This window comes from Paracoccus sp. Z118 (assembly GCF_019061185.1).
Taxonomy (GTDB): Bacteria; Pseudomonadota; Alphaproteobacteria; order Rhodobacterales; family Rhodobacteraceae; genus Paracoccus.
Genome location: NZ_JAHQZU010000004.1, coordinates 172186 through 193846, shown reverse-complemented (window position 1 = coordinate 193846; position 21661 = coordinate 172186). Strand labels below are relative to the sequence as shown.

Below are 21661 nucleotides of genomic sequence, written 5' to 3'. Positions count from 1 at the left end.
CTCGGGCCGCAACGCCTAACTGGCGGAAGCCATGAAAGGATCGACGCGATGACGCATCTGTGGGTCCGGGCGGAAAGCCGCCCGAACGAGGACCGGGCCGGCATCACCCCGGACGGCGTGCGCGACCTGATCGCGCAGGGATTCGGGATCACCGTCGAGGAATCGCCGCATCGCGTCTTTCCGACCGACGATTACGCCAGCGCAGGCGCCCGGATCGCGCCGGAAGGCTCGTGGCCGACCGCACCCGAGAGCGCCATCATCCTCGGCCTCAAGGAACTGCCCGAGGACGGCACCCCGCTGCGGCACCGCCACATCATGTTCGGCCACGCCTTCAAGGGCCAGCCCGCCGGGCAGGCGCTGCTGCGCCGCTTCCGCGAGGGCGGCGGGCGGCTTTATGATCTGGAATACCTGACGGACGACAGCGGCCGCCGCCTCGCCGCGTTCGGCTACTGGGCGGGATATGCGGGCGCGGCGGTCAGCCTGATGGCCTGGGCCGCGCAGCAGCAGGGCGGCATTTGCCCGCCGGTCGGCAGCTACCCGAACAGGACCGCGATGACCGACGACGTGCGGGCGGAACTCGACGCCACGAACCGCCCCCGCCCGACCGCCATCGTCATCGGCGCGAAGGGCCGCGTCGGCACCGGCGCGTCCGACCTCTGCGCCGAGATGGGCCTGCAAGTCACCCGCTGGGACATCGAGGAGACCCGCGCGGGCGGCCCCTTCCCCGAGATCCTGCTGCACGACGTGTTCCTCAACTCCATCCTCGCGCAGCCGGGCTGCCCGGTCTTCGTCCCGCCCGAGGCGGTGCGCCCGGCCCGCCGGCTGACCGTCATCGGCGACATCGCCTGCGATCCGTCGAGCGAGTTCAATCCGGTCAGGGTCTATGACCGGACGACCACCTGGGCCGAGCCGGTCGTGCGGGTGGCCGATCAGCCGCCGCTGGATGTGATGGCGATCGACAACCTGCCCTCGCTTCTGCCGCGCGAATCGAGCCTCGACTTCGCCCAGCAGCTTCTGCCCGTGCTGCGCCGGCTGGACCGGATCGAGGCCGGCGAATGGGGCCGCGCGGCGGCGATCTATGACACGAACCTGAAGGGACTTTCCGCATGACGATCCACTGGGTAGGCACCGGCCTTTCCGCCATTCCCGGCCTGCGCCGCCTGCTGGCGGGCGGCGCGCCCGTGACCGTCTGGAACCGCACGGTCGAGAAGGCGCGGGACGCGGTGGGCGATCTGGCGACCGACATCCGCGCCTATAGCTTCGAGGCGCTGGCCGGGGCCGTGCAGAAGGGCGATACCGTCGTGTCCATGCTGCCCGCCGACCAGCATGTGCCGCTGGCGACGCTCTGCGTGGAGCGGGGGGCGAACTTCGTCAGTTCGTCCTATATCTCGGACGGGATGGCCGCGCTGGACGATCCCGCGCGGCAGGCGGGCGTCGCGCTGGTGAACGAGGTCGGGCTGGACCCCGGCATCGACCACCTGATGGCGCACGAGCTGGTCGCCGACTATCGGCAGATCGCGCAGAAGGGCGACACGGTCAGCTTCACCAGCTATTGCGGCGGCATCCCCAAGCATCCGAACCCCTTCCGCTACAAGTTCAGCTGGTCGCCGCTGGGGGTGCTGCGGGCGCTGCGCTCGCCCTCGCGCTCGATCCGGGGCGGAGAGGAGCGGGTGGCGGATCGCCCGTGGCACGCCATCGATCCCTATGACGCGCCGCTGCCCACGCCCGAGCGATTCGAGGTCTATCCCAACCGCGATTCCACCCAGTTCGTCAGCCAATACGGCTTCGACCCGGACTGGACCCTGCGCGACTTCGTGCGCGGCACCATCCGGCTCAAGGGCTGGTCCGACGCCTGGGCCGATGTCTTCGCCGAGGTCGAGACGCTGACCGGCCCCGAGGGCGAGGTCCGGCTGGCTGAAATGGCGGACGATTTCTGGAACAACCACGCCTATGACGAGGGCGAGCCCGACCGCGTCGTGCTGTTCGTGCGCCTGCGGGCGGAACGCGGCGGCGCGGCGGTGTTCGACAAGGAATGGGTGCTGGACGCGCAGGGCTCGGCCGAAGGCACCGCGATGGCGCGGCTGGTGTCGATCCCCGTGGCGATGGCGGTCGAAGCGGTCGGCCGGGGCGAGTTTGCGCCGGGCGTCCATGCGGCCCCCGAAGACCCAGAACTGGTCGGGAAATGGCTGGTCGAGGTGGGCGGCATCGCCGATCACATGGCCAAGGTGAACCATGCGGAGGGTGCCGGGCCGATCACGGCCTGACGGCTGTCACGGGCGGATATGGCCGGCGCGCGGGAACGACCCGGCGCCCGGCGCGTTGCGCTTGAACGCAAGGAGTATGCGATGTCCCGTCTGTTCACCGTCCTTCTGTCCTCGACCCTGCTTTCCGCCCCCGCCATGGCACAGGATTTCAACGCCCAGCCCCCGGAAGCCGCCCATCAGGAACCGGCGTTCGAGGGCCAGACCCGCGCGCCCGCCATCACGGAGGAAGTGCCGCTCGAAACCAGCGTCGTCGTCGAGGGGCTGGATCATCCCTGGGGGATGGACATGCTGCCGGACGGCAGCTGGCTGGTGACCGAACGGGCCGGAAACCTGCGGCTGGTCTCGGCCGAGGGGCAGCTTTCCGAGCCGATCTCGGGCCTGCCCGAGATCGACGCCCGCGGTCAGGGCGGCCTTCTGGACGTGCTCGCCGCCCCGGATTTCGAGCAGTCGCGCCGGATCTGGTTCAGCTACGCCGCGCCCTCGGAAACCGAGCAGAACAAGAACCAGACCGCCGTCGCCACCGCCACGCTGTCGCAGGACGGCACCGCGCTGGAGAATGTCGAGATCATCTTCCGCCAGCAGCCGGCATGGGAGAGCGAGTTGCATTTCGGCTCCCGCCTGGTGCTGGACGGCGAAGGGATGCTGTTCGTCACGCTGGGGGAGCGGTCCAACGCCGAGCCCCGCGCCACCGCGCAGGACGACGACAATCACATCGGCAAGCTGGTCCGCATCAGCCCCTCGGGTGAGCCGGCGGGCGCGGGGATCGAGGGCTGGCTGCCCGAAACCTGGGCCAAGGGTTTCCGCAACGTGCAGGCCGCTGCGCTGGATGATCAGGGCCGGTTGTGGACGATCGAGCATGGCCCCGAGGGCGGGGACGAGCTGAACCAGCCGCAGCAGGGGCTGAACTATGGCTGGCCGGTCATCACCTATGGACAGGATTACGGCGGCGGGCCGATCGGCGAGGGACTCACCGCACAGGAGGGGATGGAGCAGCCGGTCTATTACTGGGACCCGGTGATCGCCCCGTCGGGCATGGTGTTCTATGACGGCGAGATGTTCCCCGAATGGCAGGGCGACATCCTCGTCGGGGCCCTGCGCGGCCAGTCGCTGGTCGAACTGGAGCTGGAGAACGACCGGGTGAGCGGCGAGGCGCGCCACCTGCCGGGCATCGGCCGGGTTCGCGACGTGGCGGTGGCACCCGACGGAGCGGTGATGCTGCTGATCGACGCCGATAACGGGCAGATGATCCGGGTGACGCGCGGGCAGTGACGCGGGGCGGCTTTGGCTACCCCACGCACCGCCACACAACCGGCAAGGCACTGCGATAGCAGCCCACCGCCGTAACGACGCCGCTGAAGGAAACGGGCCACGAGCCCGTTTCCGGGCGGTCCCTCGACGCCAGCACTCCGGAGGGACGCGTCCGCACGGGTGGGCGCGAACGCGCCCGCCATGGGGCGGGCGGACCGGGGTGATACGGCAACTCTGCTCCACTTGCGGAGAAGCGCAGATTATCGCGCTCGCCCAAGCCGGCACGAGAGACGGCGAATCGCCCGCCCTTACCGCCCGAACAACCGCTCGATATCCGCCAGCTTCAGCTCGACCCAGGTCGGCCGGCCGTGGTTGCACTGGCCGGAACGGGGCGTGCGCTCCATCTCGCGCAGCAGGGCGTTCATCTCGTCGCCCGTCATCCGCCGCCCCGAGCGGACCGAGCCGTGGCAGGCCATCGACGACAGCACCGCGTCGATCCGCCCCTGCAGCCGGTCGGCCCCTGCGCCGCCCTCCAGATCGTCCGCGATGTCGCGCAGCAGCGCCGCCGCGTCGCATTGGCCCAGCGCGGCGGGCACCTCACGCACCGCGACGCAGCCCGGCCCGAACGGTTCGACCACCAGCCCCAGACGGTCCAGATCATCGGCCAGCGCCAGAACCCGCGCGGCCCCGTCGCCCAGATCCACGATCTCGGGGATCAGCAGCGCCTGCGAGGGGATGCGCACCTGCGCCGCCTGCGCCTTCAGCCGCTCATAGACCAGCCGCTCATGCGCGGCGTGCTGGTCCACGATCACAATGCCGTCCCGCGTCTGGGCGACGATCCAGTTCTCGTGCAACTGCGCCCGCGCCGCGCCGAGCGGCGCCGCGAGCGGCCCAGCGCTCTCCTCCGGCGCGGCTTCGACCCGCGCATGCGCCTCGGCAAAGCCCGGCATGTCGGGCGCGGCCAGCGGCGCCTGCGCCTCCCACGCGGCCCGCACCGCCGCGGGCGAGGGGCGCGGCTCGGGGCGGAACGCCGCCAGCGTCGCCGCCCCGCCGGTGGTCGAGGCGCGGTGCCCCGCCCCCGCCATCGCATGGCGCAGGGCCGAGACGACCAGCCCCCGCGCCGCGTCGGGCTCGCGGAACCGCACCTCGACCTTGGCGGGATGCACGTTCACGTCCACCCCCTGCGGATCACAGGCGACGAACAGCACCGCCGCCGGGTGCCGCCCCGCGGCGAGGACGTCGAAATACCCCGCCCGCAGCGCCCCGGTCAGCAGCTTGTCGCGCACCGGGCGCCCGTTGACATAAAGATGCTGCGCCACCGCCGCGCCGCGCGAATAGGTCGGCAGCGCCGCAAGCCCGGTCAGCCGCAGCCCGTCGCGGGTGGCGTCCAGCGGGACCGCGTTCTCGGTGAACTCGCGGCCCATCACCCGGCCGATCCGGGCGGACATTGCCGCCAGCGCATCGCCCGCCTCGGCGTCGGCGCGGAACAGCAGGCGCGGGGCCGCGCCCTCGTCCTCCTCGCTCAGCGTGAAGCTCACGCCCGGCTCGGCCATCGACAGGCGGCGGACCACCTCGGCGATGGCCTGCGTCTCGGCCCGGTCGCTGCGCAGGAAGCGCAGCCGCGCCGGCGTGGCGAAGAACAGGTCGCGCAGTTCAACGACCGTGCCGCGATTGCCGGCCGCCGGGCGCACCTCGCCGATGCGGCCGCCGGTGACGTCGATCCGCGCCGGCTCGGCCCCCGCCACGCGGCTGGTGATGGACAGCCGCCCGACCGCACCGAGGCTCGGCAGCGCCTCGCCGCGAAAGCCGAAGCTGCGGATGTTGAGCAGGTCCGAGCCGTCGATCTTGGACGTCGCGTGCCGCGCCAGCGCCAGCGGCAGGTCGCCGGCGGTCATGCCGCAACCGTCGTCGCTGACCCGGATCAGCCGCTTGCCGCCGCCCGCGATCACCACGTCGATCCGGCCCGCCCCCGCGTCCAGCGCGTTTTCCACCAGCTCCTTGACGGCCGAGGCGGGACGCTCGACCACCTCGCCCGCGGCGATCCGGTTGGCGGCGGATTCATCCAGTTGCCGGATGATGGGGCGGATATGGGGTTCGTGGCGGGTCATGCCTCAATATCTAGCATGGCCCGCATCATAGCCGCCAGAGATTCGTCCCCGTTCCGCCTTGTCGCAAGACGCGCAGCCGGGCTCAGCCAATTCAACTTTCGGAACCAAACGCTCCGGTCGCGCGTCAAGACACGGAAGGGTCGGGGCAACCCGGCCGCATGGTAAACAGGAGATGGTTATGAACAAGTTTGGAGTCGCCCTGGCCTTCGGGCTCACCCTCGGGGTTGCCGCCTGCGGTGACAACCCGACCGAGCGCGCCGTGACCGGTGCGACCACCGGTGCCGTGGTGGCCGGTCCCGTGGGCGCGGCGGTCGGCGGCGTGGCCGGGGGCACGGGGGCGGTGCAGGTCAATCCTTGAGGTCCGCACGGACTACCGAAAGGCCGCGCATCCGAAGGGGCGCGCGGCCTTTTTCTTTCAATTGAGCGGCGCGGGCTGCACCTCGGCCCCCTCGACGCCCTCCGGTCGGCCCACCAGCACGAAACGCAGCTTGCCCGAGTCCAGCAGATCGGTCGCCACCCGCTGCACACCCTTGGCGGTCACGGCCATGACCTTGTCGTTCCGCGTGTTGACGTAGTCGCGCGGCATTCCCATCAGCTGCATCCCGGCCAGAATCCCGGCGATCCGCCCGTTGCCGTCGAAGCGCAGCGGGTATTCGCCGGTCAGGTAGGTCTTGGCGTCGGTCAGCTCCTGCTCGGTCACGCCCTCTTCCATCCCGTCCCAGACCTCGCGCAGGATCGTCACCGCCTCGGCGGTGCTGTCGTTGGCCGTCGCCATGCCGCCCTGCCATGTCTCGCCCAGCACCTTGTTGGCCAGCCCGGTGCCGACGCCGTAGGTCAGGCCGCGCTTCTCGCGGATCTCGGTCATCAACCGCGAGGAAAACCCGCCGCCGCCGAGGATATGGTCCAGCACGAAGGCGGCGAAGTAGTCGGGATGGTCCATCGCCAGCCCCTCCTGCGCGAAGGCGACCACGGTCTGCGGGCTGTCCCATTCGACCAGCGTGGTGCCGCCGGTCAGTTGCAGCGCCGGTTCGGGCGGCAGCGGGGCGCTCGCCTGCGCGGGCAGGTCGCCCAGCAGCCGGTCCATCAGCCGGCCGAGCTCGTCGGGCGAGATGTCCCCCGACGCGGCGACCAGCACCCGGTCGCGAGCCAGCACCCGGTCCTTGGCCGCGCGCAGGTCGTCCGGCGTCAGCGCCGCGACGCTCTCCGCCGTGCCGTTGATCGAGGTGCCGTAGGGGTGATCGCCCCACGCCTCACGCGCCAGCGCCTTGGCGGCGATGGCGTTCGGGTCGGTGTCCTCGGCCCGGATCACCGACTGCACCTGCGTGCGCACCCGGTCCACCGCATCGGCCTCGAAACGGGGCTCGACCAGCGCGGCCCGCAGCAGGTCCACGGAGGCGCCGCGGTTCTCGGTCAGCATCCGGGCGGTGACGGTCACGGCATCGTCGCCCGCGCTGAAGCCGAAGCTGGCGGCGAGATCCTGCGCCGCCTCGGCGAAGGCCACGGCGTCCATGTCAGCGGCCCCTTCCTCTAGCGTCGCGGTCATCAGGTTGACGGCCCCGCGCTTGCCGGGCGCATCGACCGACGCCCCGCCGCGGAACGAGATCGTCAGCGCCACGAAGGGAATCGTGTGATCCTCGACCAGCCAGGCGGTGATCCCGCCCGGCGAGGTGACTTCCTGGATGTCGATGGCGCGGGCCGGGAAGGCGGCGAGCAGGGTCAGCGCAAGGCTGGCGACGATGGCGCGGATCATGGCTGCGGCTCCGGCTGGATGGTGGCGGAGGAGTCCTCGGGCGTCACGACGGGATCGGGCGGTGCCGGGTTGTCCGGTGTGGGCGTGTCAGTGAGGGACGCGGCGGTCGGGTCAGAGGGCTGCCCGCTGCGCTGGCGCGGGCGCTCCGAGCCGATGGGCGTGGGCCGGGGCGCTGCTGCTGCGCCGCTGCTGTCCGTTGCTGCCGCCGCAGGGGGTGCCTCCCGCGTTTCCGAAAGAGGCTGCAAAAGGTCGGCCTCCCCAGCGGCCGGAGAGTCCGAAGCGGCGGCCGCCTCGCTGGAACTCTCCGATGCGGCCTCGGCTGCGTCCGGCATCGCCGCCGCATCCGCCGCGACCGGAGCCGCGCCTCCATCATCCGCCGTCGCTATCTGCCCCGCCGGAATCTGCACCGGCGCATCGCCGGCCTGCGCCACCGCCGCGCCGGGCTCGGGCAGCAGCCACGAGGTCACGCCCGGCTGGCCGTCCAGCACCAGCCGGGCGGCGTTCATCACGTCCTCGGCGGTCACCGCGGCCAGAATCTCCGGCCAGTCGTTCACGTCCTCGACCGTCAGCCCGATCGACAGGCCCTGCCCGTAATCATAGGCGCGGCCATGCGCCGAGTCGCGCTCATAGATGCGGTCGGCCCGCAGGCGGGTCCGCACCCGTTCCAGCGCGTCGGGATCGGGGCCATCCGCAAGGAACTGCGCGACGGTCTCGGCCAGCATCGCCTCGGTTTCCTCCTGCGAGACGCCGGGCGCGGGCACCACGGTCAGGGAAAACGTCGTCGGATCGACCGACAACCCGTTGTAGCGCGCGCCTGCATAGACCGCCTTGCCGGTCAGCATCAGCGACTTGCCCAGCACCGAGGTCTGGGACGGCCCGCCCAGCAGATCGGCCAGCACCGCCAGCGCCGCCGCCGTCTTCTGGTCGCCGGGATTGCGTTCGGGCGCGATCACGCCGCGCGACAGGACCGGCTGCGGCACGCGCGGGTCGGTCATCTGCACGCGCCGCTCGGTGCGCTGCACAGGTTCCTGCGGGCGCGCGTCGCGGTCCGCGCTCGGCTTGGCGGGGATCGCGCCGTAATGTTCCTGCGCCAGCGCGCGCACCTGCTCGGGCGTCACGTCGCCCGCGACGACCAGCACGGCGGCGTTCGGGGCGTAGTGTTCGTCATACCAGGCCAGCGCATCCTCGCGCGTGAGGCCCATCATCTCGTGCCGCCAGCCGATCACCGGGTTGCCATAGGGGTGGTTGTAGAACTGCACGGCCGAGACTTCCTCGCCGAACAGCGCCGCCGGGTCGCTGTCGGTGCGCTGCGCCCGCTCCTCCAGCACGACCTGCCGTTCGGCCTGCCAGTCATCCTCGCCGATCTGAAGGTTGGCCATGCGGTCCGCCTCCATCCGCATGACCAGCGGTAGGCGGTCGGCGGCGATGCGCTGGAAATAGGCGGTGAAGTCGTAGCTGGTGAAGGCGTTGTCCATGCCGCCATTGGCGGTGACGGTGCGCGACAGCTCGCCCGGCGCCATCGTGTCGGTGCCCTTGAACATCAGATGTTCGAGGTAATGGGCAAGCCCGGTCTTGCCCGGCTCCTCGTCGGCCGAGCCGATCCGATACCACACCATCTGCACGACCACCGGGGCGCGGTGATCCTCGATCACCACGGCCTCCATGCCGTTCTGCAGGGTGAAATGGGTGACGCCGGGCGGCATCTCGGCCAGCGCAGCGGCGGGAGCGAGCGCGATCAGCGCGGCGGAAAGCGGGAATCGTCTGGCGGGACCGGCGCGGCGCATGAATGCTCCTTCGCGTGAGGGGTTGGCGTCAGGGTGACGGCTGGATGGCGGCGGCGCAAGCGCGCGGCAGGTCAAACGGACGTGACGGGCGCGCGACCTGTCCGGCGCACGGGCCGGTCCGCCTGCCGCCGCGTCGCCGCCCGCAAGAAGTATCAGCGGCTTGCACCCGCCGCGGCCCGCTGGCAGGGTCCGCGCCATGACCGACAGCGCCCCCGATCCCGCCCCCGGCACCATCCTCATCACCGGCGCCGGCAGCGGCATCGGCAAGCTGACCGCGCAGGCGTTCCTGGGCGCCGGCTGGCGCGTCGGGCTGATGGGCCGCCGCGCCGAGACGCTTAAGGACTGCGCCGACGGCCATCCCGAGGCGCTGGTCCTGCCCGGCGACGTGACCGACCCGGATGCCGCCGAAAGCGCGATCGCCGCCATGGCGGAGCGCTGGGGCCGGATCGACGTGCTGTTCAACAACGCCGGCCTGTTCCTGCCCGCCGCCACCATCGACGAGATTTCGGTCGCCGACTGGCAGCGCCTCGCCCGCCCGAACATCGACGGCATGTTCCTGATGGCCCGCGCCGCCTTCGCGCAGATGCGCCGACAGACGCCGCAGGGTGGGCGGATCATCAACAACGGCTCGATCAGCGCCCATGTGCCGCGCTGGGGCTCGGCCCCCTACACCATGTCCAAGCACGCCGTCACCGGGCTGACGAAGGCGCTGTCACTGGACGGGCGGGCCTTCGGCATTGCCTGCGGGCAGATCGACGTGGGCAACGCGCTGACCGACATGGTCACGGCGATGACGCAGGGCGTGCCGCAGGCCGACGGGCACCGCGCGCCCGAGCCGGTGATGGACGCCCGCCACGTCGCGGATGCGGTGCTGCACATGGCCGGGTTGCCGCTGTCGGCCAATGTCCAGTTCATGACGGTGATGGCGACCGCCATGCCGTTCATCGGAAGGGGTTGAGCGTGAAGACCTGCGCAATCGGCGGGCTGTCCGTGCCCGATATCTGCCTCGGCACGATGACCTTCGGCACCCAGACCGACCGGCAAGGCGCCTTCGCGCAGATGGATGCCGCGCTCGATGCCGGGCTGACCTTCTGGGACACGGCCGAGATGTATCCGGTGAACCCCGTGACCGCCGAGACGCACGGCATGACCGAAACGATCATCGGCGAATGGCTCGCCCGCAGCGGCAGGCGCGACCGGCTGACCCTCGCCACCAAAGCCAGCGGGCGGGGCCGGAACGGCCGCTTCAGCCGGGACGACGCGGGGTTCGGCCCGGAGAGCATCGAGAGCGCCGTCGATGGCTCACTGAAACGGCTGCGGACGGACCTGATCGACCTCTATCAGCTCCACTGGTCGGAACGCGGCAGCTACGCCTTCCGCAGGAACTGGACCTTCGACCCGCGCGGCAGTTCCAAGGCCGAGGTCGAGGACCACATGGCCGGCATCTCCGACGCCATGCGCCGCATCGTCGCCGCCGGCAAGGTGCGCGAGTTCGGGCTGTCGAACGAGACCGCATGGGGCACAATGCGCTGGCTGGATGCGGCGGAACGCACCGGCGGGCCGCGCGTCGTCTCGGTCCAGAACGAATACGGGCCGCTGCACCGGCTCTACGACACCGACATGGCCGAGGTGAGCCAGAAGGAGGCCGTCACGCTGCTGGCCTATTCGCCGCTGTCCGCCGGGCTGCTGACCGGCAAGTATTCGGGCGGCAAGCTGCCCCCGGTCAGCCGCGCCGGGGCGGATATCGCCCATGGCGGGCCGGGCAATCTGGGCGGCCGCCGCACCCCGCGCGGGACCGAGGCCGCCGACGCCTGGGGCCGGATGGCCCGCGATCTGGGGCACGACCCGATCCACCTCGCCATCGCCTTCGTCCGGGCCCGCCCGTATCCCGCGATCCCGATCATCGGCGCCTCGACGCCCGCGCAGCTTGACCACCTGCTCGCCGGGCTGGACGTGACCATCGACGAGGAAGCGGAGACGGCGATCGACCGCTTCCACCGCGCCCATCCCCTGCCCTTCTGAACCGGAGCCTTCCATGCTGCCGCCCATCCTTCGCAACCTGCGCATCCCCGCCGTCGCCGCGCCGATGTTCATCGTCTCGGGACCGGAACTGGTGATCGCGCAGTGCAAGGCGGGGATCGTCGGCTCGTTCCCGGCGCTGAACGCGCGCGAGAAGGACGGCGAGCCCGTGCAGCTGGAGGCGTGGCTCACCCGGATCACCGAGGAGCTGGACCGCCACAATCAGGCGAACCCCGACCGGCCCGCCGCGCCCTTCGCGGTGAACCAGATCGTCCACCGCTCGAACGCGCGGCTGGAGCGGGACATCGAGATCTGCCACCGCCACAAGGTGCCGATCTGGATCACGTCGCTGGGCGCGCGGCCCGAGGTGAACGAGGCCGCCCATGATTGCGGCGCCATCGCGCTGCACGACATCATCAACGTGACCTTCGCCCGCAAGGCGCTGGAGAAAGGCGCGGACGGTCTCATCGCCGTCGCGGCGGGGGCGGGCGGCCATGCGGGGCCGCAGTCGCCCTTCGCGCTGATCCAGGAAATCCGCGAGTTCTTCGATGGCCCGCTGCTGCTGTCGGGCGCCATCGCCACCGGCCGCGCGGTGCTGGCGGCGCAGGCGATGGGCGCGGATCTGGCGTATATCGGCAGCCCCTTCATCGCCACCGACGAGGCGAACGCCGTGCCGGACTACAAGCGGATGATCGTGGAGAGCGGGGCCGAGGACATCCTCTATTCCCCGCTGTTCACCGGCATCCACGGCAACTACCTGAAAGCTTCGATCCGCGCGGCGGGTATGGACCCCGACAGGCTGGATTCGGCGGCCGCAGCGGCAATGGATTTCGGCGCCAAGAGCGACGGCAAGCCCAAGGCGTGGAGCGAGATCTGGGGCTCGGGTCAGGGCATCGGCGCGGTGAAGTCGGTCATGCCCGCGGGCGCGCTGGTGGACCGGCTGGCCGGGGAATACGCGGCCGCCAAGCGCGCATTGTGCGAGGGCTGAAGACCTCCGCCGCGAAAGAGCCTGCGATGCAGTTGCGGGCAGCGGCTTCCGGCGCCGCTCGCCTGTGCCCGCCGATGTCAATGGGCCTGCCAAGGACGTGGCATGAGCCCTGCGGCAGACCGGCGCTCAGCCCCGCACCAGCCGCGCCATGAAGAACCCGTCCATCCCGCCCCGATCCGGCCCGTAGTCGGGGCGCAGCCGCAGCCCGCCCGCCTCGGTGATCCAGTCCGGCGCGATCCCCGGCAGCTGGGGCCGCTCCACCCGCAGCCCCGGATGACGGGCAAGCGCGGCGGCAAGCTGGTCCTCGCCCTCCGCCGGCAGCAGCGAGCAGACCGCATAGACCAGCCGCCCGCCCGGCCGCAGCAGCGTCAGCGCATGGTCGATCAGCGCCGCTTGCAGCGCCGTCAGCTCGGGAATGGCGCTGCCGTCGCGGATCAGCGGCAGTTCGGGATGGCGGCGGATCGTGCCGGTGGCCGAGCAGGGCGCGTCCAGCAGCACTGCGTCGAGCGGCGTCTCGGGCCGCCAGACCAGCGCATCTGCGGCAATCAGCGTCGCTGAAAGGCCGGTGCGGGCGAGGTTTTCCCGCACCCGCTCAAGCCGCGCGGGGCTGAGATCGATGGCCGCAACCTCCGCGCCCGCCGCCGCAAGCTGCATCGTCTTGCCGCCGGGCGCGGCGCAGAGATCGGCGATCCGCTCGCCCGGCTCGGGTGCCAGCAGCCTGACCGGCAGCGCGGCGGCCGCGTCCTGCACCCACCATGCGCCCTCCTGATAGCCCGGCAGGGCCGTCACCTGCGTTCCCGGCGTCAGGCGATGACTGCCGGTCGGCAGCGCCTCGCCGGGAGTTTCCACGCCGGGCTTGCCGGTCAGATCGATGGGGGCGCCGCGTTCATGCGCAGCCTCGATGGCGTCCGCCACGGCTTCGCCCCACGCGGCGGCGATGGGTTCGCGCAGCCAGTCCGGCAGGCGCGACGGCTCGGCCGCATCCCACGTTGCCTGCCCCTCCGCCGCCCGCCGCAGCACCGCGTTGACCATGCCTGCGGCCGCCCGGACCTTGGGCGAGCCGGCGCGGGCCAGCGCCACGGCGGCGTTGACCGCGCCATGCGGCGCCTCGCCCAGCCCCAGCATCTCGGTGGTGGCCAGCGTCAGGATGTCCATCACCTCGGGACGAGGGCGGCGCGGGGTCAAAGGCTCCAGCACCGCCTGCGAGCGGCCGAAGCGGCGCAGCGTTTCCGCCGCGAGCCTTTGCGCGCGCGCCCGGTCGCCGGGGGAAAGCTGTTCGAGCGCGCCCGCCGCTTCGGGCAGCGTCGCCCCGTCCCGCACGGCGGCGATGAGCGACAGGGCGGCGGCGCGCGGGTTGGGCGCCGGCCGGGGGCGATCCTCGCGCCGCCGGGGAACCCCACTTTCAGATGGGGCTTGCTCGGGGCGCTTGCTGGTGGACCTGGGCCGCTGACGTTCGGCGCGATCTCGGGTCGGTTTCGGCGCGCGCTCGGGTCCGGTCTCCGCCCCCTGCTCGGGAGGGGGTTCGGCAGCGGCGGCCGCCGGAACCGGCGCATCCGCCGGCTTGCGGCGCGGGCGGGCTTCGGCGCCGGTCGGGGGGCGTGGGGGTTCGTCGCGCTTGTCCATCGCCGCTCCGGTGCTTAGCTGGAGGTCATTGATAGCCAGACTGCACGGGATTTGCCATGAGTGATGAGGTCAAGGAGGACGGCGCCGGAAAACCCGCGCCGCAGGACCGCTCCCACCTTCCGCCCGCCGCCCAGCGCGCCCTGGCCGAGGCCGAGGAGCGCCGCCGCAACGCCCCGCCGTTGGACCTGCCGCCGGAACTCGGCGGCCGCGACGGGCCGGAGCCGGTCCGTTACGGCGATTACGAACGCAAGGGCATCGCCGTCGATTTCTGAGGGGCGGCTCCGCCCCGAAGGCGGCAGCCGATCAGGCGGCCGCGGGCTCCAGCGCCGGGCGGGCGCTGCGGGACTTGCGCAGATAACGCTCGCAGGACAGGTCGTCCGCCTGAATGTCGGGCGTGCGGCCGCCGATCATGTCGGCCAGCACCCGCGCAGAACCCGCCGCCATCGTCCAGCCCAGCGTTCCGTGCCCGGTATTCACCCACAGGTTCCCCACCCCGGTCGCACCGATGATCGGCGTTCCGTCGGGCGTCATCGGCCGAAGCCCCGTCCAGAACGTCGCCCGGTCCAGATCGCCCGCGCCGCCGAACAGCTCGCCCACCGACTTCGCCAGCGTGGCGCGGCGGCGGGGCGACAGCGACAGGTCGAACCCGGCAAGCTCCGCCAGCCCGCCGACGCGGATGCGGTCGCCAAGGCGGGTGATGGCGATCTTGTAGGTCTCGTCCATCACCGTGGACACCGGCGCGCGGGCCGCATCCACGATCGGCAGGGTCAGCGAATAGCCCTTGACCGGATGCACCGGCAGGCGCACCCCGAAGGGCGCCACCAGCGCCGGCGAATGGCTGCCCAGCGCCACCACGAACAGATCCGCCGTCAGCCGCCCGGCCGAGGTCCGCACGGCCTCGATCCGGCCCGCGCCGCTTTCCAGCGCCTCGATCGCGGTGTCGTAGAGGAAGGTCACGCCCTGCTCGGCCGCCAGCGCGGCGAGCGACTGGGTGAAGATATGGCAATCGCCCGTCTCGTCGCCCGGCAGGCGCAGCCCGCCCGCCAGCAGGTGGCGCGAATGGGCCAGCCCCGGCTCGGCGGCAATGCAGCCGTCCACGTCCAGCTCCTCATAGGCGACGCCGTCGGCCTTGAGCACCTTGATGTCCTTGGCGACGGCCTTGACCTGCTTCTCGTCGCGGAACAGCTGGAGCGTGCCCTGCGTCCGCTCCTCATAGCGGATGCCGGTTTCCGTGCGCAGCGATTCGAGGCATTCGCGCGAATAGACCGCCAGCCGCATCATCCGCGACTTGTTCACCTCGTAGGCATCGGCGGTGCAGTTGCGCAGCATCTGCGCCATCCAGCCCGCGCGGGTCCGGTCGGCCGAGGCGCGCAGGATCAGCGGCGCGTGGCGCTGGAACATCCAGCGCAGCGCCTTCTGCGGGATGCCGGGCGCGGCCCAGGGGGTGGAGTAGCCGGGCGAGATCTCGCCCGCATTGGCGAAGCTGGTCTCCATCGCCGCCGCTGGCTGGCGGTCCACGACCGTGACCTGATGGCCCGCGCGCGACAGATACCACGCGCTGGTGACACCGATCACACCCGCGCCAAGAACGACGATTCGCATACCGCACCCTCCCCAAAGGACTTGATCCCGGAAGGATGCAGCCGTCGCCCCGGAATGTGCTGCGAAACTGGGCCTGCGGCGGGTTGTCGCACGCAAGATTCAGCGGCGTTCACGCGCGAAGAAGACGACTTCTTGCGCTGCGCCGCGAATCGAGCGGCGGAACCCCCGTCAAAGCCCCAGAACGTCGGCCATGTCGTATTCGCCCGGACCCTTGTCCTGCCCCCACAAGGCCGCCCGCAGCGCGCCCCGCGCATAGATCGCGCGGTCCGTCGCGACGTGGCGCAGGATCACCCGCTCGCCCTGGCCGGCGAAGATCACGTCATGCTCGCCCACCACGTCGCCGCCCCGGATCGCCGCGAAGCCGATGGAGCCTTTCTCGCGCGCCCCCGTCATCCCCTCGCGGGCGGGTGTCCGCAGGTCGGCAAGCGCCGCGCCGCGCCCCTCGGCGGCGGCCTCGCCCAGCATCAGGGCGGTGCCCGAAGGGGCGTCCACCTTCATCCGGTGATGGGCCTCGACCACCTCGATGTCCCAGTCCTCGCCCAAGGCGGCGGCGACCTTGCGGGTCAACCCGACCAGCAGGTTGACGCCAAGGCTCATGTTGCCCGCCCGGATGATCGGCGCGTGGCGGGCTGCGGCGGCGATCTTCTTCAGATCGTCCGCGCCCAGCCCGGTCGTGCCGATGACATGGACGGCGCGCGCCTGCGCAGCGAGTTCGGCGAAGGCCACGGTCGCCGCGGGCGTCGTGAAGTCGATCACCGCCTGCGCCTTTGCGATCGCCTCGACCGCGTCGTCGGTCACGGTGACGCCGACCGCCGGCCCGCCCATCGCCGCGCCCACGTCCCGCCCGACCCAGTCGCTGCCTTCGCGCACCAGCGCGCCGACCAGCCGGCAGGCGTCCGAGGCCAGCACCTCGCGCACCAGCATCCTGCCCATGCGCCCCGAGACGCCCGTGACCACGATCCCCGGCAAACCCTGATCCATCCGCATTCCCCCGCACCGCTTCCGTGCCGCCGTCCTAGCCCGTTGCGGCAGGCCCCGCGACCCCCTAGATGGGGCGGATGGCATCCAATCGATTCAATACCGGGCCCGGTCCGTCGCAGCGGCAGCTGCGCGTGGGCGAGCTGATCCGCCGCACGCTCGGCGACGTGCTGCTGCGCGGCGACGTGCACGACCCCGACCTCAACCGCTTTTCCATCACCGTGGGCGAGGTGCGGACCTCGCCCGACCTGAAGGTGGCGACCGCCTATGTGCTGCCGCTCGGCGGCCTCGACGCCGAAGAGGCGCTGACCGCCCTGCGCCGCAACACGCGCGAGCTGCGGCATCTGGTGTCCAAGGGGCTGACGCTGAAATACGCGCCGCAACTGCGCTTCGTGCTGGACGAGACTTTCGACCGCATGGACGACACCCGCCGCCTGCTGAGCGAGGACCGGGTGCGCCGCGACGTGGCGGCGGGCGATGATGAGGGTCAGGACGGCGACGACCAAGACGGTGGCGATGAAGCTTGACCTGACCCGCCGCCTCGGGCTGGCGGTTGGCGCGCTGATCGCCATGACCCTGCCAGCCGTCGCCGATAGCTGCGAGAAGCGCCAGTTCGAGGGCAAGGGCTATGCCGTCTGCACCGTGGACGGCGCCGATCAGGACCGGCTGCGGCTGTGGCTCGACGGGCCGGATGGGCGCGTGCTGGGCGATTTCCGCGCGGTGCGGGGCACGCTCGGATCGGGCGAGGTGCTTGCTTTCGCCATGAACGCGGGGATGTATCACCCCGACTATACGCCGGTCGGGCTCTACCGCGCCGACGGGGTGCAGAAATCCGGGCTGGTGACGGCGGGCGGCGGCGGCAATTTCGGGCTGCGGCCCAACGGCGTCTTCTGCGTCGGCGCAAAGGCACCCTTTCAGGTGATCGAAAGCCGCCGCTTCGAGAAAGCCGATCCCGACTGCCGGCTGGCCACGCAATCCGGGCCGATGCTGCTGATCGACGGCGAGCTGCACCCGCGTTTTCTGCCGGACAGCGACAGCCGCTATATCCGCAACGGCGTCGGCGTGTCGCGCGATTTCCAGACGGCGTGGTTCGTGATCTCGGACAGCGCGGTGACGTTCCACGAATTCGCCCGGTTCTTCCGGGATGAACTCGACGCGCGCAATGCGCTGTATTTCGACGGCTCGATCTCGCGTCTTTACGCGCCGGATATCCGGCGGGCGGATTGGGGGCGGACGATGGGGCCGATCATCGGCTTCGTCGCGCAAGGGGGCAATTCCTGATGGCACGCAAGAAGGGCCGCGACGTCTCCGGCTGGCTGATCGTGGACAAGCCGGCGGGCGTCGGCTCGACCGATGTGGTGGGCAAGGTCCGCTGGGCGCTGGACGCCAGGAAGGCGGGCCATGCTGGCACGCTGGACCCCGACGCGACCGGACTGCTGGCGGTGGCTTTGGGAGAGGCGACGAAGACCGTCCCCTACCTGACCGACGCGCTGAAGGCCTATGATTTCAGCGTCGCCTGGGGGGCGGAGACCGCGACCGACGACGCCTCGGGGCAGGTGCTGCGGACCTCGGACCTGCGGCCTTCCGCGGACGCGATCCGGGACGCGCTGGGGGCGTTCCGGGGCGAGATCATGCAGGTGCCGCCTGCCGTCTCGGCGGTGAAGGTCGATGGCGCGCGCGCCTACGACCTCGCCCGCGAAGGCGAAGCGGTCGAGCTTGCCGCCCGCCCGCTCTGGGTCGAGGAGTTGGAGCTGCTGGAGGCGCGCGAAGACGGCGCCGACCTGCACATGGTCTGCGGCAAGGGCGGCTATGTCCGCGCCATCGCCCGCGATCTGGGCCGCGCGCTGGGATGCCTCGGTCATGTCACCGGCTTGCGCCGGGTCTGGTCGGGGCCGTTCGACGTCGATCAAGGGGTCCCGTTCGACCGCATCGACCGCGCCAACCAGGGCGAACTCGACGCTGCGCTGCTGCCGATCGAATCCGCGCTGGACCTGCCGCAGGTGCAGGCGACGGACATCGGCGCGGTCCGCATCGGCAACGGCAATCCCGGCCAGGTGATCGGCCACGCCGAGTTCGGCACCGAGGTCTGGGTCAGCCACGAGGGCCGCGCCCTCTGCATCGGCCGCTACATGGGCGGCGAGGTGCATCCCAGCCGGGTCTTCGTCCGAAACTGACGCTGCGTCGCAGCAATCTTTTCCTTCTTGCCAGCATACATAAGTTGCAATGCCGCCTGTCTTGGGCGATTTTCCACTGCGGGATCGGCCGGAGAAGCCGGACCGCAGGGAGGAAAAGATGGACAATCGACCGACAGGCGCCGCGGCAGCGGTGCCGGTTGCCTTGCCCGCGCATGGGCAGGTTTCCGAGCATGGCGCCGCAACCGGTCTCGGCCGCGCTGACGATTGGACATGCGCCGCATGATCGCAGGCCGCTCCTGCATTTTCCGGGCCGCCGGGGCCGATCGCAGCCGGCGCGACCAGGACAGGCGCCGCCAATTCGACATCCTTCCGCCACAGCCTCGCCGCATTTTCCGCGGCGCGACTGAACGCTTGCAATGCAATCGCTCTTGCCTGAACGTTTCAACTACGGCCGCCCGCAGGGCGGTATCTGGGAGGACTACATGAAGACTTTTCTGATGACCGTCGGCGTGACCGCGCTGATGACGGCGGGCGCTCAGGCCGCCATCTCTGACAACGTCGTCAAGATCGGCATCCTGAACGACCAGTCGGGCCCCTACTCCGCGCTCGGCGGCGTCGGCTCGGTCGAGGCGGCGCGGATGGCCGTCGAGGATTTCGGCGGCACCGTGCAGGGCGCGCCGATCGAGATCCTGGGCGCCGACCACCAGAACAAGGCCGATATCGGCTCGACCGTCGCGCGGCAGTGGTTCGACACCGAGCAGGTCGATGCGATCATGGACCTGACGACCTCGTCGGTCGCGCTGGCGGTGCAGGGCATCGCGGGCGAGAAGAAGCGCATCACCATCAACACCGGCGCCGGCACGACCGAGATCACGGGCGCCGCCTGTACCCCCTACAGCTTCCACTGGGCCTATGACACCCACGCGCTCGCCGTCGGCACCGGCGGCGCGGTCGTGGAAGCCGGCGGCGACACCTGGTTCTTCCTGACCGCCGACTACGCCTTCGGCTACTCGCTGGAGGAAAACACCACCAAGACGGTGGAGGCCGCGGGCGGCCAGGTGCTCGGTTCGGTCCGTCACCCGCTGAACAACAACGACTTCTCGGCCTTCCTGCTGCAGGCCCAGTCGTCGGGCGCCAAGGTGATCGGCCTTGCCAGCGCGGGCCTCGACACCCAGAACGCCATCAAGCAGGCGTCCGAGTTCGGCATCACCCAGGCCGGCCAGAACCTCGCCGGGCTGCTGCTGTTCATCTCGGACATCCACGGTCTGGGGCTGGGCACCGCGCAGGGCCTCTATCTGACGGAAAGCTTCTACTGGGACCAGGACGAGCAGTCGCGCGAGTTCGGCAACCGCTACAAGGAGCGCACCGGCGCCCAGCCGTCGATGGTGCAAGCGGGGACCTATTCGGCCGTGCTGCAGTATCTGAAGGCGATCGACGCCGCCGGCGGGGACGAGGCGGAAGCCGTCGCCGCGAAGCTGAAGGAGATGCCGGTCGATGACGTGTTCGGCCGCGGCGCGACCGTCGCCCAGAACGGCCGCCTGCTGAACACCCAGTATCTGATGCAGGTCAAGACCCCCGAGGAAAGCACGGGCGAGTGGGACTACTACCACGTCCGCGCCACCATTCCGGGCGACGTGGCCTACATGGACCCGGCCGAGTCGGGCTGCCCGTTGGTCCAGTGATCGAACGCATGACCCAAGTCGCAACAGATACCGAATCCCGGGTGGTGCTTACCGCCCGGGGTCTGGGCAAGGACTTCATGGGGTTCACGGCGGTCAACGACGTGAACCTCGACGTCCACCACGCCCGCATCCACGCGCTGATCGGTCCCAACGGGGCCGGCAAGACCACCGTCTTCAACCTGCTCACGAAGTTCCTGCAACCCACGCGCGGGCAGATCACGCTGCTGGGCAACGACATCACCGGCACCCGGCCCGACATCGTCGCGCGGATGGGGCTGGTCCGTTCGTTCCAGATCTCGGCGGTGTTCCCGAACCTGACCGTGCTGGAAAACGTCCGCGTGGCCCTTCAGCGCCCGGTCGGACTGCATGTCCAGTTCTGGCGCCCGGTGAGCCTGCTCGACAAGCTGAACGAGCGCGCCGATCTGCTGCTGGAGGATCTGGGGCTTACCCAGTATCGCGATACCCGCGCGGGCGATCTGTCCTATGGCCGCAAGCGCGTGCTGGAGATCGCGACGACCCTCGCCCTCGACCCCGAGGTGCTGCTGCTGGACGAGCCGATGGCCGGCATGGGGCACGAGGACGTGCACATGGTCGCCAACATCATCCGCGAGGTCGCCCGCCACCGGGCGGTGCTGATGGTCGAACACAACCTGTCGGTCGTGGCCGACATCTGCCACCACGTCACGGTGCTTCAGCGCGGCGAGATCCTCGCCGAGGGCGATTACGCCACTGTGGCCGCCGATCCGCGCGTGCGGACGGCCTATATGGGATCCGAGGCATGACGGCGCTTCTGGAAGTCCGGGACCTGCACGCCTGGTATGGCGAAAGCCACGTGCTGCATGGCGTCAACATGCATGTGAACAAGGGCGAAACCGTCTGCATCCTCGGCCGCAACGGCATGGGCAAGACGACGACGCTCCGCTCGATCATGGGGATCGTCCGCAAGCGCGAGGGGCGCATCACCCTTGGCGGGCAGGACCTGATGGCGATGGCGCTGCACCGCACCGCCCGCGCCGGAATCGGCTATGTCCCCGAGGAACGCGGCATCTTCGCGACCCTCACGGTCGAGGAAAACCTTATGCTGCCGCCGCAGATCGCAAGCGGCGGGATGACGGTGGACGAGATCTACCGCCTGTTCCCCAACCTCGAGGAACGCAGGCGCAGCCCCGGCACCAAGCTGTCGGGCGGCGAGCAGCAGATGCTGGCGATGGCCCGCATCCTGCGCACGGGCGCCACGACGCTGCTGCTGGACGAGCCGACCGAAGGGCTGGCCCCGGTCATCATCGACGCCATCGGCGAGGTGCTGCGCGAGCTGCGCAAGCGCGGGATGACGGTGGTGCTGGTGGAACAGAACTTCCGCTTCGCCGCGAAGGTCGCGGACAGGTTCTATGTGATGGACCATGGACAGATGAGCCATGAATTCCCTGTGGGCGAACTGGCCGCCCGCATGGACATGCTGCACGAAACGCTGGGGGTCTGA

The 21661-nt window shown here is 70.7% G+C and carries 20 protein-coding genes; 14 read left to right on the top strand and 6 right to left on the bottom strand.

Annotation, left to right across the window (positions count from 1 at the left end; all coding sequences use genetic code 11):
• Nucleotides 1-48 precede the first annotated feature (48 nt).
• From KTN05_RS04965 to KTN05_RS04955, 3 genes are all read left to right on the top strand, one after another.
• On the top strand, nucleotides 49-1110 hold the full coding sequence (locus tag KTN05_RS04965; RefSeq protein ID WP_217328274.1) for a saccharopine dehydrogenase: 1062 nt from the start codon (nucleotides 49-51) through the stop codon (nucleotides 1108-1110).
• Entirely contained in the window at nucleotides 1107-2264 is a 1158-nt protein-coding gene (locus KTN05_RS04960) for a saccharopine dehydrogenase family protein (RefSeq protein ID WP_217328273.1), read from the top strand. Before KTN05_RS04965 ends, KTN05_RS04960 begins: the two co-directional genes overlap by 4 nt.
• A gap of 81 nt (nucleotides 2265-2345) precedes the next feature.
• Entirely contained in the window at nucleotides 2346-3533 is a 1188-nt protein-coding gene (locus tag KTN05_RS04955) for a PQQ-dependent sugar dehydrogenase (protein ID WP_217328272.1), read from the top strand.
• Between the two features lie 287 nt (nucleotides 3534-3820).
• Here KTN05_RS04955 and mutL read toward each other — a convergent pair whose 3' ends face one another.
• Nucleotides 3821-5620 (bottom strand): DNA mismatch repair endonuclease MutL, encoded by a 1800-nt coding sequence (mutL, locus tag KTN05_RS04950; RefSeq protein WP_217328271.1) that lies wholly within the window; start codon nucleotides 5618-5620, stop codon nucleotides 3821-3823.
• A 178-nt stretch (nucleotides 5621-5798) separates the two neighbouring features.
• On the opposite strand from mutL, the gene KTN05_RS04945 reads away from it, so the two are divergent.
• The gene (locus tag KTN05_RS04945; protein WP_254367990.1) at nucleotides 5799-5978 is read left to right on the top strand and encodes a hypothetical protein; all 180 of its coding nucleotides are present in this window, start codon (nucleotides 5799-5801) and stop codon (nucleotides 5976-5978) included.
• 57 nt (nucleotides 5979-6035) lie between these two features.
• Here the strand turns inward: KTN05_RS04945 and KTN05_RS04940 are convergent, their stop codons facing one another.
• Nucleotides 6036-7370, bottom strand: a complete 1335-nt coding sequence (locus tag KTN05_RS04940; protein ID WP_217328269.1) for a pitrilysin family protein — start codon at nucleotides 7368-7370, stop codon at nucleotides 6036-6038.
• Nucleotides 7367-9154 (bottom strand): pitrilysin family protein, encoded by a 1788-nt coding sequence (locus KTN05_RS04935; protein ID WP_217328268.1) that lies wholly within the window; start codon nucleotides 9152-9154, stop codon nucleotides 7367-7369. Before KTN05_RS04935 ends, KTN05_RS04940 begins: the two co-directional genes overlap by 4 nt.
• 196 nt (nucleotides 9155-9350) lie before the next feature.
• Between KTN05_RS04935 and KTN05_RS04930 the strand changes: the two genes are divergently transcribed.
• Genes KTN05_RS04930 through KTN05_RS04920 form a run of 3 tightly spaced genes read left to right on the top strand, consistent with a single transcriptional unit; the run spans nucleotide 9351 to nucleotide 12161 of the window.
• Nucleotides 9351-10112: an SDR family oxidoreductase gene (locus KTN05_RS04930; protein ID WP_217328267.1), complete on the top strand. Its 762-nt coding sequence runs from the start codon at nucleotides 9351-9353 to the stop codon at nucleotides 10110-10112.
• A 2-nt stretch (nucleotides 10113-10114) separates the two neighbouring features.
• Entirely contained in the window at nucleotides 10115-11176 is a 1062-nt protein-coding gene (locus KTN05_RS04925; protein ID WP_371823277.1) for an aldo/keto reductase, read from the top strand.
• Nucleotides 11177-11189: 13 nt separating this feature from the next.
• The gene (locus tag KTN05_RS04920) at nucleotides 11190-12161 is read left to right on the top strand and encodes a nitronate monooxygenase family protein (RefSeq protein ID WP_217328266.1); all 972 of its coding nucleotides are present in this window, start codon (nucleotides 11190-11192) and stop codon (nucleotides 12159-12161) included.
• A 126-nt stretch (nucleotides 12162-12287) separates the two neighbouring features.
• Here KTN05_RS04920 and KTN05_RS04915 read toward each other — a convergent pair whose 3' ends face one another.
• Nucleotides 12288-13784, bottom strand: coding sequence for an RsmB/NOP family class I SAM-dependent RNA methyltransferase (locus KTN05_RS04915; protein WP_217328265.1), 1497 nt, complete (start codon nucleotides 13782-13784; stop codon nucleotides 12288-12290).
• Between the two features lie 56 nt (nucleotides 13785-13840).
• Here KTN05_RS04915 and KTN05_RS04910 point away from each other — a divergent pair, with 56 nt between their 5' ends.
• The gene (locus KTN05_RS04910) at nucleotides 13841-14056 is read left to right on the top strand and encodes a DUF1674 domain-containing protein (protein WP_217328264.1); all 216 of its coding nucleotides are present in this window, start codon (nucleotides 13841-13843) and stop codon (nucleotides 14054-14056) included.
• 31 nt (nucleotides 14057-14087) lie between these two features.
• On the opposite strand, the gene KTN05_RS04905 is transcribed toward KTN05_RS04910, so the two are convergent.
• Together KTN05_RS04905 and dapB are read right to left on the bottom strand one after the other, a co-directional pair.
• Nucleotides 14088-15386, bottom strand: a complete 1299-nt coding sequence (locus KTN05_RS04905) for a D-amino acid dehydrogenase (protein ID WP_217328263.1) — start codon at nucleotides 15384-15386, stop codon at nucleotides 14088-14090.
• A 168-nt stretch (nucleotides 15387-15554) separates the two neighbouring features.
• Nucleotides 15555-16367, bottom strand: coding sequence for a 4-hydroxy-tetrahydrodipicolinate reductase (gene dapB, locus KTN05_RS04900; protein ID WP_217328262.1), 813 nt, complete (start codon nucleotides 16365-16367; stop codon nucleotides 15555-15557).
• A 77-nt stretch (nucleotides 16368-16444) separates the two neighbouring features.
• On the opposite strand from dapB, the gene rbfA reads away from it, so the two are divergent.
• From rbfA to KTN05_RS04870, 6 genes are all read left to right on the top strand, one after another.
• Entirely contained in the window at nucleotides 16445-16891 is a 447-nt protein-coding gene (rbfA, locus tag KTN05_RS04895; protein ID WP_217328261.1) for a 30S ribosome-binding factor RbfA, read from the top strand.
• On the top strand, nucleotides 16881-17645 hold the full coding sequence (locus KTN05_RS04890) for a phosphodiester glycosidase family protein (protein WP_217328331.1): 765 nt from the start codon (nucleotides 16881-16883) through the stop codon (nucleotides 17643-17645). The genes rbfA and KTN05_RS04890 overlap by 11 nt, the downstream gene beginning before the upstream one ends.
• Nucleotides 17645-18538 carry a tRNA pseudouridine(55) synthase TruB gene (gene truB, locus KTN05_RS04885; RefSeq protein WP_217328260.1) on the top strand — a complete coding sequence of 298 codons (894 nt, stop codon included), beginning with the start codon at nucleotides 17645-17647 and terminating at the stop codon, nucleotides 18536-18538. The genes KTN05_RS04890 and truB overlap by 1 nt, the downstream gene beginning before the upstream one ends.
• Before the next feature lie 443 nt (nucleotides 18539-18981).
• Nucleotides 18982-20181, top strand: a complete 1200-nt coding sequence (locus KTN05_RS04880) for an ABC transporter substrate-binding protein (protein WP_217328259.1) — start codon at nucleotides 18982-18984, stop codon at nucleotides 20179-20181.
• A gap of 8 nt (nucleotides 20182-20189) precedes the next feature.
• Entirely contained in the window at nucleotides 20190-20963 is a 774-nt protein-coding gene (locus KTN05_RS04875) for an ABC transporter ATP-binding protein (protein WP_217328258.1), read from the top strand.
• Nucleotides 20960-21661: an ABC transporter ATP-binding protein gene (locus KTN05_RS04870; RefSeq protein WP_217328257.1), complete on the top strand. Its 702-nt coding sequence runs from the start codon at nucleotides 20960-20962 to the stop codon at nucleotides 21659-21661. The genes KTN05_RS04875 and KTN05_RS04870 overlap by 4 nt, the downstream gene beginning before the upstream one ends.

Excerpts from the sequence above, each read along its gene's own strand:
- KTN05_RS04945 (WP_254367990.1), top strand. The coding sequence starts at position 5,799 with ATGAACAAGTTTGGAGTCGCCCTGGCCTTCGGGCTCACCCTCGGGGTT.
- KTN05_RS04955 (WP_217328272.1), top strand. The coding sequence starts at position 2,346 with ATGTCCCGTCTGTTCACCGTCCTTCTGTCCTCGACCCTGCTTTCCGCC.
- rbfA (WP_217328261.1), top strand. The coding sequence starts at position 16,445 with ATGGCATCCAATCGATTCAATACCGGGCCCGGTCCGTCGCAGCGGCAG.
- KTN05_RS04965 (WP_217328274.1), top strand. The coding sequence starts at position 49 with ATGACGCATCTGTGGGTCCGGGCGGAAAGCCGCCCGAACGAGGACCGG.
- KTN05_RS04930 (WP_217328267.1), top strand. The coding sequence starts at position 9,351 with ATGACCGACAGCGCCCCCGATCCCGCCCCCGGCACCATCCTCATCACC.
- truB (WP_217328260.1), top strand. The coding sequence starts at position 17,645 with ATGGCACGCAAGAAGGGCCGCGACGTCTCCGGCTGGCTGATCGTGGAC.
- KTN05_RS04890 (WP_217328331.1), top strand. The coding sequence starts at position 16,881 with ATGAAGCTTGACCTGACCCGCCGCCTCGGGCTGGCGGTTGGCGCGCTG.
- KTN05_RS04880 (WP_217328259.1), top strand. The coding sequence starts at position 18,982 with ATGAAGACTTTTCTGATGACCGTCGGCGTGACCGCGCTGATGACGGCG.
- dapB (WP_217328262.1), bottom strand. The coding sequence starts at position 16,367 with ATGGATCAGGGTTTGCCGGGGATCGTGGTCACGGGCGTCTCGGGGCGC.
- KTN05_RS04905 (WP_217328263.1), bottom strand. The coding sequence starts at position 15,386 with ATGCGAATCGTCGTTCTTGGCGCGGGTGTGATCGGTGTCACCAGCGCG.
- KTN05_RS04870 (WP_217328257.1), top strand. The coding sequence starts at position 20,960 with ATGACGGCGCTTCTGGAAGTCCGGGACCTGCACGCCTGGTATGGCGAA.
- KTN05_RS04920 (WP_217328266.1), top strand. The coding sequence starts at position 11,190 with ATGCTGCCGCCCATCCTTCGCAACCTGCGCATCCCCGCCGTCGCCGCG.
- KTN05_RS04915 (WP_217328265.1), bottom strand. The coding sequence starts at position 13,784 with ATGGACAAGCGCGACGAACCCCCACGCCCCCCGACCGGCGCCGAAGCC.
- KTN05_RS04910 (WP_217328264.1), top strand. The coding sequence starts at position 13,841 with ATGAGTGATGAGGTCAAGGAGGACGGCGCCGGAAAACCCGCGCCGCAG.
- mutL (WP_217328271.1), bottom strand. The coding sequence starts at position 5,620 with ATGACCCGCCACGAACCCCATATCCGCCCCATCATCCGGCAACTGGAT.
- KTN05_RS04960 (WP_217328273.1), top strand. The coding sequence starts at position 1,107 with ATGACGATCCACTGGGTAGGCACCGGCCTTTCCGCCATTCCCGGCCTG.
- KTN05_RS04940 (WP_217328269.1), bottom strand. The coding sequence starts at position 7,370 with ATGATCCGCGCCATCGTCGCCAGCCTTGCGCTGACCCTGCTCGCCGCC.
- KTN05_RS04935 (WP_217328268.1), bottom strand. The coding sequence starts at position 9,154 with ATGCGCCGCGCCGGTCCCGCCAGACGATTCCCGCTTTCCGCCGCGCTG.
- KTN05_RS04875 (WP_217328258.1), top strand. The coding sequence starts at position 20,190 with ATGACCCAAGTCGCAACAGATACCGAATCCCGGGTGGTGCTTACCGCC.